We start from the raw sequence: 14003 nt of genomic DNA, 5'->3' as shown, positions 1-14003 counted from the left end.
AACTTGTCCTACGCCACTGAATAATCTGATAAAAACATCTGTCGTTACCACAACGCTCAACAACTGGCGATAATTTGGGATTTTCAAACGCCCATTTTCAAGGTCTGGGGGTCCAATACAGGTTCAAACTTTGATACCAAGTGACACTGTGAGCTGACAACTCTCACACCAATATATTCGTCTACCATTGCGCTTCGCCTTTACAATAGGCTGCACGCAATAACGACAAGGCAAACCTTCACGGTTAAAGGCCATAAAACGGACGCTTTCATAGCTGCCTTTTGTTTTAGCCAGTTTTTTGCTCAAAGTTGGCAATAAGGTGTGCCCTTTTGTATCGTAGGCACGCTTACCAATAATTAACGTTTGCCTAGCAAGGCTTTCGATTTGTTTTGAGTCAAGTTGCTTGGGTTTAAAGTCAGGGTGGACGCCGGCAGCAAACAATATTTCAGTACGCAAGTAATTGCCAATTCCCGCGATAAAGTGCTGGTCCAAATACAATGCACTTAAACCTCTATTGCAGAAGCGGCTCTGCAGCAAGCGCTCGGCAACGACTTCCCATCGTAGTCCACTGTTCAAAATATCAGGCCCAATTTTACTCAAAAAGGGGTGTTGCACCAGTTCACTTTGATCATATACTGCGATATCGGAGGCACTGTATAGCAAGGCGCTTTTTTGCTTTGTATGTAAAGCCAAACGCAGGGAGCGATTAGTTTTGGGAAGATGACCACGCTTGGCTGTTTTCCAAACACCGTAAAGCTGATTGTGGGAGTAAATTGTGAGCCCATTAGCAAAATGTATCAACATGGCTTTGCCACGAGTTTCAACCTTTTCAACTTTGATTCCCTTCAGTTTTTGTGAAGGTTCAAGAAGACGAGGCAAACCTACTTCAATATCTTCAATTACTTTGCCCTCAATGACCTTTGCTATTTTATCAGCGGCAAGGCGTATTTCAGGACCTTCTGGCATATTGATTCCTTTAATAATTCAAAAAGATAAGTAAACCGACGTATCGGCATTACTAGAAAAACGTCGACCGTAAACCGCTTAATAGCTATATACGATATTGACCTTACCGCGATCAGTTCTTTCCAACAGTGCTTATTTTGAATGCTATATTTTACATTATCATCATTGTTTAGCCTAGATATCCATTGGGTTTTCGAACATAATGCCGCCCCCCTTTCAAAGTCGAAAATATAGGTGATCCGCACTTTCTAACTCGAAGGTGTCGCATTGATTTTGTTTAATATACACTATCATTATTGAGAGACACTCGGTAAAAATTATCGAATAATGGCAGCATCGCCTTCATTTAGCTTGAGGGGAGTTATTAAGACCATTGCGACGCAAAATCAATGCTCATCAGATTTTTACTATTCACTAAAGTGAATTGCTCAGCTGCGGTTGAAGTTTAACCTTAATAAAGCACTTCAATTTTACTTGATACTAATTTAGCATTTTCTATCGCTTGTTCTGTGTTTTCGCCGCGCGCAATAGCCACACCTAAGCGGCGTGTGCCGTTGATATTTGGTTTCGCAAATAAACGTACCTGAGAACCGGCCACTAAACCTAACGCTTGGCTTAATTGAGCAAACTTAATATCTTGAGATTTACCATTACCTAAAATGACACTTGACGCTGTTGGGCCATATTGCTTGATAGCGCCTATTGGCAAACCTAAAATAGCTCGGACATGCAAGGCAAACTCCGATAGATCTTGAGATACCAGTGTAACTAAGCCTGTGTCGTGGGGACGTGGTGAAACTTCATTAAAGTAGACTTCATTATCTTTGACAAAAAACTCCATACCAAAGAGGCCATAGCCACCGAGTTCTTTAACTACTTTTGCAGCGATTTGTTGTACTTTTTGCAGTGCCAATTGAGACATTATTTGTGGTTGCCACGATTCACGGTAATCACCATTTTCTTGACGATGGCCAATAGGAGCGCAAAAATGAATGCCATCAACAGCACTGACGGTTAGTAATGTAATTTCATAATCAAAGGGTACAAAACCTTCTACAATGACACGTCCAGCGCCGCTGCGACCACCTTCTTGAGAATAAGTCCACGCGGACTCTAAATCAGCTTCTGACTTAATAACGCTTTGACCTTTGCCTGAACTACTCATTACCGGTTTAATAACGCAGGGAATACCAAGCTCTTTAACGGCTCGCAGATATTCTTCTTTGCTGTCAGTAAAGACATAAGGGGATGTTTTCACCACCAGTGTTTCGGCGACCAAGCGCCGGATACCTTCTCTATCCATTGTTAGCTTTGTTGCACGCGCACTCGGCACGATATTAAAGCCCTCGGCCTCTAATTTTATTAACGACGGTGTCGCAATCGCTTCAACTTCAGGAATAATAAAATCAGGCTGTTCTTTACGAATAATTTCTTCTAAGCGCTCCCCATCAAGCATATTCAGTACATATGAAGAGTGTGCTATCTGCATTGCAGGTGCATTTGCATAGCTATCTGCAGCAATCACTTCAATGCCCAGTCGTTGTAATTCAATGGCAATTTCTTTACCAAGTTCGCCGGACCCTAATAAAAGGGCTTTTGTTGCGCTATTTGATTTTGCACTACCGAAAATAGATACACTCATGATATGGAACTCATTGTTGACATTAAAAGGGATTATTCACGACAACATAATATCAGAAAAGGAAGGACGGGTTGGTGAAAAAAGGCCTATCTGGCCTTTGGTGTTATTAAGGACTCAGATGTCGATGGCGTGCGGATAAGCTCACCCCCCTCTCAAAAAAACCAATTTTGCCGGTATATCCGTCACAGTAGCGTGTGGCGTGCGTTTGCAAAAGTGCCGAAGCAATCGAAATATGACAAACATCAATCGATACATATAAAAAATAGTTACATGCAAAATGCAATTGAAGCGTTAGCTTATTAATCTGAGTTTAATATAGGTTTTAGCCATTGGAATGAAGCACAAAACAATGCAATAAAGGCGACTCCATTATTAAAAACTCAAAAAACAGGCATACCATCGGCTGGATTGCTTGACAGTTTATTTTTCAAATAATATAAGTTAAACAGTAATATATTACTGATGCGAAAACCTTGAAAATGAATGGGCACCCTTGATTCTATTCACAAACTTCATTCGATTCAAAAACTTTATTCTCCACTCGCAAACTTAATTCGGTGCCCACAGATAAACTGGTCTTTACACTGCTCAAAACACTGTATATATTACCAGTGTTTATTCTTTTAGGTATATTTAAAATGCTTGCTCATATTTCAGTTAAAAACTTCGCCGTTGTGAAACAAATTGGGATCGATGTCGCGCACGGTTTGACCGTCATTACTGGCGAAACCGGTGCGGGTAAATCAATTGCAATAGATGCCTTAAGCCTCTGTCTTGGGGATCGCGCGGACGCTGCATCTGTAAGAAAAGGAGCTGAAAAAGCAGAAGTTGTCGTGCATTTTGACATTAAGAAAGTACCATTAGCGAAAGCTTGGCTAGAAGAAAATGAATTACTTCAAGAAGACAATCCGAACGAATGTTTTATTCGGCGACTAGTGAGCAACGAAGGTCGTTCAAAAGCATTCATAAACGGTGTCGCCGTTTCTTTAAATCAACTCAAGTCGCTTGGTCAGTATTTGGTCAGTATTCATGGACAAAATGCGCATTACCAGTTGTTAAAACCGGATAATCAACGCAAGCTAGTAGACAATTTCGCGGGGCACAAACCGCTCTTAACTGACGTCAGTATGGCTTACGATAACTTAAAGCAAAAACAGCAGTTATTAAAACAATTGGTCTCTGCGCAGAAGCAACGAACCGACCGTAAAAATTTACTTGAGTATCAGGTTCAAGAATTGGACGAATATAGCATTGGCGAAGAAGAGTTTTCGCAACTAGAACTAGAGCATAAGCGCCTCAGCAACAGTCAAACCTTGTTAGAGCAAGCCCAAATCAGTTTCTATCAATTATATGAAAACGAGGACTTCAACGCACTTTCAGCAATACAAAGCAGCGTTGATAATTTATCTGAGTTACAGGAACACGATCCAACACTCGGTCCCATTGTAGAAATGCTCAGCGAGGCGGCTATTCAAATTGAAGAAGCATCTCAGGAAATTCGCCAATATTGTGATCAGTTAGAAATAGATCCAATGAAATTACAACAGGTTGAGCAGCGCTATTCTGAAGCAATGGACCTATCCAGAAAGCATCATGTTAAACCAGAGAATTTATACAATACGCACATGCAACTAGCTAAAGAGTATGCTGAACTGCTTAAAGACGAAAATAACTTGTCTGCATTAAGCAAAGACTGCGAGGCACAGCGCCAAGAATATGAAGCGGCGGCTCGCAAGTTACATGAGTCCAGAACAGAGAGCGCGAAGGGCCTTGCCAGTAAGATTGAATCTCATGTGAAAGACATGAACATGCAGCACGCAAAAATATTTATTGATGTTGATTATGACGAAACCGCAACACCTAGCCCCAACGGCAAGGACGACGTGCTAATTAAGGTAACCACTAACCCTGGCCAACCGGCTGATGCATTAGACAAAGTGGTATCTGGTGGCGAGCTTTCTCGAATTGGTTTAGCGATCCAAGTTATTACATCAAGCGGCAATCAGGTTCCTACAATGATATTTGATGAGGTTGATACTGGTATCAGTGGACCGACCGCGTCTATTGTTGGGCGTTTATTGCGAAAACTCGGAGAAGTATCTCAGGTTGTTTGCGTAACACATTTACCTCAAGTTGCTGCGCATGGTCATAATCAATTGTTTGTTACTAAGTTAACCGACGGTGATACTACCGAAACAAAAATGTTGAGGTTAACTGAACATGACCGTGTAAATGAGATAGCACGACTACTCGCTGGTGATAAATTAACCGATACCGCTATTGCAAACGCTAAAGATCTTTTAAAATTGTAAATAAGAACTAATTAAAAGTTGAATGGTCTCATATTAGTGGGTAGCATCTGTGCCTATGAATTTGGGCATCTGCCTTCCAATATAAAAGTACTACTAATTCGGATTATTAAATGAAGTTAACACAACTACTGATTATCATTGCAATGATATTGACTACCTCTGCTTGTAAAAACTGGATATATCGGATCGATATACCTCAGGGTAATTATCTTGATGATAGAGACGTAAAAAAGCTCAGGATCAGTATGACAAAAGAACAGGTAATATATGTATTGGGACGCCCTGTTGTTGAAGACTCCTTTGATAAAAACACTTGGTATTATGTGTATGAAATGAAGCGTGGCATGAGCGTGCGTGGAGAAGACTTCAAAAAAGACCTGATTATTGATTTTATAGACGGGAAACTAGTTAAGGTTGAAGGTGATTTTGAGCTATCCGAAGAATTCGACATACCCCTTGATGCCTAAGTAATAATTAAGTCACCAAATCAGCGGCCGAAAAAAACATATTTCGGCCATTGTCCTTGGCTCTATAAAGCGCCCTGTCTGCTTGTTCAAATAAAATATCTTTAATCGCTATGGCAGGCATGTCATCGGTAATAAGTGTGGTTGCAGTGCCAATTGACACCTCCACATCGTGAAGTTGAATATCAGTTAATATATCTTGACACACTTTCTTAATGTCTTCTTGCGTTGCATCGTACATGACAATCGTAAACTCATCGCCCGCGAGGCGGCATGGAAAGTCATATTTCCTATTGCACACTGAGCCTAATATAATACCCAGGTTTGATAAGCAGTCGTCACCATAAGCGTGCCCGTATTTATCATTTATGTCTTTAAAATTATCGATATCAATGATAACTAGCGACACTTCTTTATTTGCTGTTTTCGCTTGCTGTATGAGAAGCAGTGTTTGTTTTACAAAGTAGCGATTATTTTTTAGGCCGGTAAGCCCGTCAGTTATCGAGTCACCATAAAATTGCTGGATAACATTGTAATTATCTGTCAACAGACGTTTCAAGCTGGCATTAATAATCAGGCACATGACAATGACACTCGCATAAACAGCAACTTGAAAACCAACTTCTAATGCTATTCCATTACCTTGGGAGTTAACTAAAAACATAATTATTAGCAACAAGGTACTCACTATTGCGGTCGGTACAAGTGGCAGTGCAGCCATCAAGCAGCCAAATAAAATCAATAACACGAAGCCTAATTCAGAATACTGAGTGTCTATATTTGCTCTTACTAAGGCAAACACGAAAATATGCACCACACCTGCATTTAGATAAACAGTTAAATTTAGACCAAGGTAATCTCGGGTTCTTAATATGGGCTTAGTCCAGTGAACAAAAACGGCAATAGTGAGGGGAATAATAACAAACAAAAACCTAACCGGAATGGTTGTCATAAAAATTTCGGGTGGAAATCGAAACAGATCCATTGCAGTAAAGCCGCAATAAATAATCAAACTCATCAGAAACGACCATTTCTTGAATACTAAAGTCGACTTTGCTAAAAAGATATCTAGTTCTAAATCAGGGCTATGAGTGATCACGCTATTTGATACTCCAGTAACCACTTAATTAGTCCGTCAGCCGTTGCAATAGTCCTTGAGCTTCTTCCTTTTGCTCCTCATTACCCTTTTGCAAGACTTCTTCTAAGACTTCTATAGCAGCTTCATTATCTTCCATATCGATATAAACTCGAGCTAAGTCTAGATTACTCGATTGATCAGCATCTAAATCAACATCAATTTCGGGTTCTTTATTTAAAAATTTGTCCAGTGACATATCGAGATCAAGTGCTAACTCATCATCTGTTGCTGGCGTTAAGTGCTCACTTTCTTGTAACAGGCTGTCTACATCAATAAAGTCCTTTGAATTATCAACAGTCGATTCATCAAACAGGGCCGTCAAATCTAGATCCGGATTATCTATTGTATCAGTCTTTATCTTGTCCGTGCCGGCTTCAATGGGATCTTCATCAATCCGCTTATCTATTTCAGCAGCAGTTTTTTGGTCAGAAAAATTGCCCATTTCTGCCAATAATGAGTCAAAATCCGAATCTTCAATCTCACGCAAAACGTCCTCTTCTGAATCTGTTTCCTTGAACTTATCCAATGCTTGCGCAAGCTCGTCATCACCGTCGCCATCTTCGAGCCAATCATCTAGCCCCGGTAAATCTAACAAACCGTCGTCGGATCCAGTAGAAGCATTCCCCTGTTCAGGGTCAAATGACGTTTCTGCATTAGCAAAACTAGGAATATCATCAAGGCCAAGGCCATTTTCAGACTCTGATTCATCTGCTTCAATTAAGGATAAATCAGGTATAGTTAAATCAGGTAAATTGTCTAATTCGATATCATCTAATTCAATATCATCTAAGTCAATTTCATCTAAAGCATCAGCTGAGTCTAATTCCGTCAGCATATCGGGCGAGAAGTCATCTAGTTCTTGATGCTTATCTTCTCTACTTTCAACCTTAGCGATGGGATCTTCAAGTGCGCGCTCAGAATCAAGATGGTGATTATGTTTAGCTTCTGACTCTGACTCTGATTTTAACTCATCAAGCTTAAAGCTGTCATCCGCGTCTAAATCAATGTCACTGTCTTCGAGTTGGTTATTAATCAAGTCATTTAAACTGTCATCTAGCACCGAATCAATATCGATATCTTCTGGATCTTCGTCTTCATCGTCGGTCAATTCAAGAACAGCCGAGTCGCTAGCTAATCGACTATTTTCATCTAACAAGGCATCGTCGAGATCATCAGTTAATTCTTCGTGTTGCTCAAAATCAATCGTGCCTGTTTGCAACTCATTTAGACTATCTTCTAATACTGAAGCTGAATCGATATCTACGTCATCGATTTCATCTGCAAGAGGCTGAGTTAATAAATGTTCAATATCTGCGTCTATATCGTCGTCAGATAGTTCAGCGCCTAGGTTTATAAGTAGTTCGTCACTTAGCGGATCATCAAGATTTTGGCTATCCAAGACCTCAACCAAATCGTCGTCTTGATTCGCAATCGCGTCCGCTATATCTTCCTCAAGTCCTTTAGTAAGTTCGTCTAATGGCCTTATTGCTTTTTGGGTATCAGAATTCGATGCGCCTGTGATATTCAACTCAAGGTCATCATCGTCTATATCAGATTCGTCATCCACAAAATCATTGTTCGCTAACTCTTCATCAAAACTCTCGGTTAACGTATTGAGTTCAATATTTTTTTCTGCAATTTCAGCTTCAATTTGCTCGATAACTTTTTCGTCTATCTCACCGGAACGTCCTAGTGATAGACCTCTAGGCACGTCTCCATCTAGCGCAGACTGTTCTAACAAATCATCAATATCAATTTCAGACTGCTCATCATCATCTTGTATTGGCAGCAAATCCGCTTCTGCTAAATTTTCAGCAAATGACGTACCGTCGTCAGATAGATCATCACCTTCACGGAGCTGTTTACTCGCATCCGCCTCAACTTGGCTAATATCAACATTCTGTTCTTCAAGTATACTGTCAATATCAACTTCGTTAGGCTCATCGTCTAAGCCATCAAAAGCGGCTGATTCATCAATGCTGCTGTCGCGACTATCGAGGTCAATGTCATCGACATCTAACTCATTGAGCATGTCACCATCAAGGCTTATGTCGTCACTGGCGAGGTCTGATAGTGCATCATTAAGTTCGTCTTGTGACTTTTTAGTTCTTTGATTAGGCACCAACATTTTATCATCAATTTCGCCGAAATCATTCGAATCTAGCGCAACTTCATCAATAGATTCTTCTAACTCATCAGATAAAATATCGTCTAATAAGTCATCATCAGAAATATCATCTCCATTTAATATTGCCAGTAATTCATCGGCATCTTTTGATACTGGATCATCTAATGAGATCTTCTCCGCATCTTTTTCTTCAGTGTCTACATTTTCATTTTTTGGCTTACGTAGAAGTAATAATGCCACCAATACAAAGACAAGAAAAAAGGCCACTGTAGTGGCGATAATAATAAAAATGGGTTTTCTTATTAGCGTGCCAAATGAATCTTCTTGTTCCGCTTTATCTTGCCTTTTTGCTGACGCTACAAATTCACGTAATTCTTGAATTTGTGCCGCCTGGTCATCTAATTTTGCTTGAAAACTTTCGGATAGTTCAGTTTTAAGCGCAATGAATTCTTCATCTTTTTTAGCTAACTCTCCAAGCACCAGTTTGTTTTCATCTACAATACTTTGGGTCGCTTGTATTGATTGTTCAAGCTGTTGTTTAAAATCATTAACAATGCCTGCTTGTTGTCGCTTAAGTGAATTTATTTGCAGTTGAAATTGTTTTTCTGCCGCATCTAACTCTTTTTTATTAACTAGAGGTACATCAGGCTTTAAGTTGGTTGGTTCAGGCTGAGCGCCAGACGTGTTATCTGTGTTTTGTCCTTGGCGACCTGCAGATTGCGTAAATGCAAGGTCATCTTGCTGTGCTTTTACTCTTGCTCGTTGAGGATCGATTCTAGCAATATAACGGTCGGTCGGAAGTTGTAACGTTGTGCCATTGACCATCGTATTAAAGTTACGATTTACAAATCCCTGAGGATTTAGTTCATAGATGGCTAGCATCACCTGATAAACAGTGAACTGCTGACTTTTTCGATATTGACTGGAAATAGCCCATAATGTATCCGAGCGGTCTATGGGACCATAAACAACCCCTGAATAAACATCAGCGGCGTCACGAGGACCTTGGATTTGGGTTCCTTGAGCGACTGCATTTGATGCTGCTGTAAAACATAAAACAGCAACAAAAATTGCACGAATGAGTAATAAAGACCACTTCATAGTAATTGTTTCCACTCTCCAAATTAAGGCTGGTATACCAAATGCGTCCAGTTAATAAATACTACTCAGTAACTGACAAAGAAAATTATTGTACCAATAACACGATTAACTATTGATATAACCACAATAACCTATCGGCATCTAATTACTTAAATTTACAGATAATCCCTAATTAATGTCTCTGCTATCTGCACACTGTTAGTCGCAGCACCTTTTCTAATGTTGTCAGAGACAACCCAAAGATTAATTCCATGTGAATGGGAAATATCATTTCTAACCCGGCCCACGTGCACTGAATCATTGCCACTTGCTGATGAAACTTGAGTCGGAAAATCTTCAGGTTTGTCATACAATGTGACACCCGGCGCATTGCGCAGTAAGTCTTTCACTGCTTCAGCATCAATTTGTTGACGTGTTTCAATATGAATAGCTTCACCATGGCCATAAAATACAGGCACTCGCACAGCCGTCGCATTGACTAAGATACTGTCATCACCCATAATTTTTTGCGTTTCCCACACCATTTTCATTTCTTCTTTGGTGTAGCCATTATCTAAAAAAACATCAATTTGCGGAATAACATTAAACGCGATTTGACGGGAAAAGTCGTCTCCCGTAATGGCTTTTGCATTTAACAACTCTGCAGTTTGTTTAGCCAACGCTTCCATGGCACTTTTTCCCGCACCGGAAACAGATTGATATGTACACACGTTAATACGCTCTATACCAACTGCATCATGGATCGGTTTTAATGCAACCATCATTTGAATAGTTGAACAGTTAGGGTTAGCGATAATATTTCGATTTCTAAAGTCAGCTAGAGCATGTGGATTGACTTCTGGCACAACTAGCGGAATGTCGGCTTCGTAGCGAAACTCAGAAGTATTGTCGATAACAACACAACCTGCTTCAGCGGCTATAGGCGCGTATTTTGCAGAAACACTACCTCCAGCAGAAAAAAATCCGAATTGAACTGTTGACCAATCAAATTCATCAGCATTTAAAACCGTTATTTTTTCGCCTTTAAATTTAATGCTACCACCTGCTGAACGTTCGCTAGCAAGCGGATATAGTTTATTGATAGGAAAATTTCGTTCTTCCAACAGCTCTATCATTATTTGACCAACTAAACCGGTGGCACCTAAAACAGCAACGTCGAACGCTTGCGGCATGAGTAAATATCTCCAAAATAAAATTATGACTAGATTAAACGAGTATCGTTAGTTGGCTATTTTAAACCCTATTGACGCAGCTATTTGTGCCACGTTCTTGTTATTCTTTTTTTGTCCTATACCAGCAGTAAACTCAGTCTGTGCTGCGCTAAATTCTCGTCTCATTGGATAATGTTTTCGAATGTCAGCAAACGCCTCTGATTTTGCCATGCGAGCGCGGAAAATACCATCATCCTTTTTGATGTCATACATATACTTAACCATCTGAAATAATTGTTTAAAAGTTGAAAATGATGGATCCACGCACAGGTTCTTTTTGAAATCAGGTAGGAATTGTTCTAGTTTAAGCACATTTTGTTTATTGACGTGACGACAAAATGCGTCATAAACCATTGATGTCCCTCTCGCTTTACCTTCCAAGGTATGCCCAGCAATATGCGCTGTTGCTATGCGAACATGAGGGATTAATTCATGTTTGATTAAGGGTTCATTTTCCCACACATCGAGGACAACATTTAATTTTTTACCCATTTCAAAACAGCTTAACAACGCGTCATTATCAATGACTTCACCTCGACAAGCATTAATAAGATATTGATGCGCAGATAGCGTTAATAATTCGTCATTACCGAACATATGCAAGGTAGAAAAATCACCTTTCGTTACAAGTGGGGTGTGCAAGCAAATAATATCGGCCTGCATTGCAGCTTCAAAATTTATAAATGACCTTTGGTCACCCGTTTTTTGTAAAGGTGGATCACACAAAACACAGTTTATCTGCAAGCCCTTTAAGATATCAGCTAGCGCTGTTCCTACATTTCCGGCCCCAATAATAGCTACTTTTTTAATAAACGGATCGAATTTATCTTCAGACGCAAGCTGAAAAATAGCGCTCATTACATACTCCGCTACGGCCGTCGCGTTGCAACCACCCGCCGCATACCATTTCACATTATTTTGCTCTAGATAATCAATATCTAGGTGATTGAAACCTGCTGTTGCGGTCGCGACAAATGTTAATTTATTGGCTTTTTGTAATAATTCAGCATCCACTTTGGTTGTTGAACGCACAAATAAGGCATCAATATCAACCAGCATTTCGGACGTTAAGCTGCCTGATTCAAACGCTTTTGCTTCGCCTAAGCTGGAATAAAAAGCATCGGCATAGGGCATTGCTGTATCGTACAAGATCTTCAATTACTATTCTCCATGCTTTATACATTAATAAAAATAATGCTTACGGTTGGTAAAAATTGCCAACTAAAAATGATATAAAAAAACCATTCAATATTGAATGGTTTTTTTATTCATTGTTTAAACATGCCCAAAGTGTGCGAGCAGGCTAAAAGGCAGTTAAGCGTGATATTTTCTAAATACCAAGGTAGCATTAGTGCCACCAAAACCAAAGCTATTAGACATAACAAGCTCTAACTTTGCTTCCCTAGTTTGGGTCACAATGTCCAACCCTTTTGCAGCTTCGTCTAAGTTTTCAATGTTAATTGAAGGTGCGATAAAGTCGTTTTCCATCATCAGCATACTATAAATAGCTTCGTTTACACCCGCAGCCCCTAATGCATGACCGGTGAGTGATTTTGTTGCACTCATCGGCGGACTATTTTCGCCAAACAAGGTCTGAATTGCTTCTAACTCTTTTACATCTCCAACGGGTGTCGATGTGCCGTGAGTATTCAAATAATCTACTGGTTGGTCAATGCCTTGCAATGCTTGTTTCATGCATCTAACAGCACCCTCACCGGATGGTGCAACCATATCATGACCGTCAGATGTAGCACCGTAGCCTACAACTTCAGCATATATCTTTGCACCGCGCGCCAATGCATGCTCTAACTCTTCCACAACGACCATACCACCGCCACCAGAACTGACAAAACCATCGCGCTCAGCGTCGTATGTTCGCGATGCCTTTGTTGGATCATCATTATATTTAGTTGATAGCGCACCCATTGCGTCAAACTGGCTTGATAGAGCCCAATGCAATTCTTCTCCACCACCCGCAAAAACCATGTCTTGCTTGCCTAACTGAATCATTTCTAGCGCATTACCAATACAATGTGCACTTGTTGCACAGGCAGAAGAAATACTGTAGTTCACGCCTTTGATCTTAAAGGGAGTTGCCAAACAAGCTGAAACTGTGCTGCCCATGCAACGAGTTACCATGTAAGGGCCAATGCGTTTTACACTTTTCTCACGCAAGATATCTGCTGATATCACTTGATTTTCAGAAGATGCTCCACCAGAACCGGCAATGATACCCACTCGTTCATCGGAATACTGCTCTTCTGTCAATCCGGCATCTTCTATCGCTTGCTTCATCGCTATATACGCATAGCTTGCAGCGTCGCCCATGAAGCGCAGAGCTTTACGGTCAATGTGCTCGGACAAATCTATTTTAAGGTCTCCCCAAACTTGGCTACGAAGCCCCATATCAGCGAACTGTTGGGAAAAGGTAATACCCGAACGACCAGCTCTTAATGAATCGGTCACTTCTTGTTTGTTATTGCCTATGCTCGATACGATGCCAAGGCCAGTAATCACTGCTCTTCTCATTTTTCACCTAATTTATTGTTGCAAACTCATTATTATTTTTATACTGCGCGGTGCAAGTTTTCGCAAGCCTGCATCTAAAATCAACTCGCGCGCCTTGTTGTGCTGTGAAGACGTTAATCTGTAAACTTTGATTTAGCGTAGTCACTACTTTGTCAGCTATAGTAACGGTTTTAGTGGCTAAACTGGTCCGATATTTACAACTTCCGGTGCTCCTTCGACTAACATCGCTTAAATAAAAGGGTCACATATGCTACAACGGCCCTAGCGACGAGCCGATAACATTATCTTCATCAGTCAGTGTAACCTGTTTATGGCGTGCCGTCTTTGCTGGTTTAAGTCGTCTGCATGACTGTGTCAGGAAGTTTTGACATGGTATACTCTTAATGCTTGACTACGCCGAGGATACACCTGCAATTCATATGGAAAGTTAAAGGTGGACTTACTGAATTAAGAACGAAATTTATTCAATTTAACGTTATCTAACACCAACCTATCCGTTCTATTTGACGAGT

General features: G+C 40.4%; 9 protein-coding genes. 2 read left to right on the top strand and 7 right to left on the bottom strand.

The window, feature by feature from the left end; all coding sequences use genetic code 11:
• Positions 1-123: 123 nt before the first annotated feature.
• A complete protein-coding gene (gene nei / locus CXF81_RS17190; RefSeq protein WP_101182549.1) occupies positions 124-966 on the bottom strand; it encodes an endonuclease VIII in 843 nt (280 codons plus the stop codon).
• Positions 967-1417: 451 nt separating this feature from the next.
• Positions 1418-2608, bottom strand: a complete 1191-nt coding sequence (purT, locus tag CXF81_RS17185) for a formate-dependent phosphoribosylglycinamide formyltransferase (RefSeq protein WP_101182548.1) — start codon at positions 2606-2608, stop codon at positions 1418-1420.
• A gap of 638 nt (positions 2609-3246) precedes the next feature.
• Between purT and recN the strand changes: the two genes are divergently transcribed.
• Positions 3247-4920 (top strand): DNA repair protein RecN, encoded by a 1674-nt coding sequence (gene recN, locus CXF81_RS17180; RefSeq protein WP_101182547.1) that lies wholly within the window; start codon positions 3247-3249, stop codon positions 4918-4920.
• 110 nt (positions 4921-5030) lie between these two features.
• Positions 5031-5387 carry an outer membrane protein assembly factor BamE gene (locus tag CXF81_RS17175; protein ID WP_101182546.1) on the top strand — a complete coding sequence of 119 codons (357 nt, stop codon included), beginning with the start codon at positions 5031-5033 and terminating at the stop codon, positions 5385-5387.
• A 7-nt stretch (positions 5388-5394) separates the two neighbouring features.
• Here CXF81_RS17175 and CXF81_RS17170 read toward each other — a convergent pair whose 3' ends face one another.
• From CXF81_RS17170 to fabB, 5 genes are all read right to left on the bottom strand, one after another.
• Positions 5395-6483 (bottom strand): GGDEF domain-containing protein, encoded by a 1089-nt coding sequence (locus CXF81_RS17170; RefSeq protein ID WP_157825582.1) that lies wholly within the window; start codon positions 6481-6483, stop codon positions 5395-5397.
• A gap of 28 nt (positions 6484-6511) precedes the next feature.
• Positions 6512-9751: a FimV/HubP family polar landmark protein gene (locus tag CXF81_RS17165; RefSeq protein WP_101182544.1), complete on the bottom strand. Its 3240-nt coding sequence runs from the start codon at positions 9749-9751 to the stop codon at positions 6512-6514.
• Positions 9752-9906: 155 nt separating this feature from the next.
• A complete protein-coding gene (locus CXF81_RS17160) occupies positions 9907-10923 on the bottom strand; it encodes an aspartate-semialdehyde dehydrogenase (protein WP_101182543.1) in 1017 nt (338 codons plus the stop codon).
• A 48-nt stretch (positions 10924-10971) separates the two neighbouring features.
• The gene (locus CXF81_RS17155; protein WP_101182542.1) at positions 10972-12120 is read right to left on the bottom strand and encodes a 4-phosphoerythronate dehydrogenase; all 1149 of its coding nucleotides are present in this window, start codon (positions 12118-12120) and stop codon (positions 10972-10974) included.
• Between the two features lie 156 nt (positions 12121-12276).
• Positions 12277-13491: a beta-ketoacyl-ACP synthase I gene (gene fabB, locus CXF81_RS17150; protein ID WP_101182541.1), complete on the bottom strand. Its 1215-nt coding sequence runs from the start codon at positions 13489-13491 to the stop codon at positions 12277-12279.
• Positions 13492-14003: the final 512 nt, after the last annotated feature.

The sequence above is a fragment of the Glaciecola sp. 33A genome (assembly GCF_002836745.1).
Classification (GTDB): domain Bacteria; phylum Pseudomonadota; class Gammaproteobacteria; order Enterobacterales; family Alteromonadaceae; genus Glaciecola.
The sequence above is the reverse complement of the archived record's forward strand: the minus strand, read 5'-3'. Positions and strand labels throughout refer to the sequence as shown.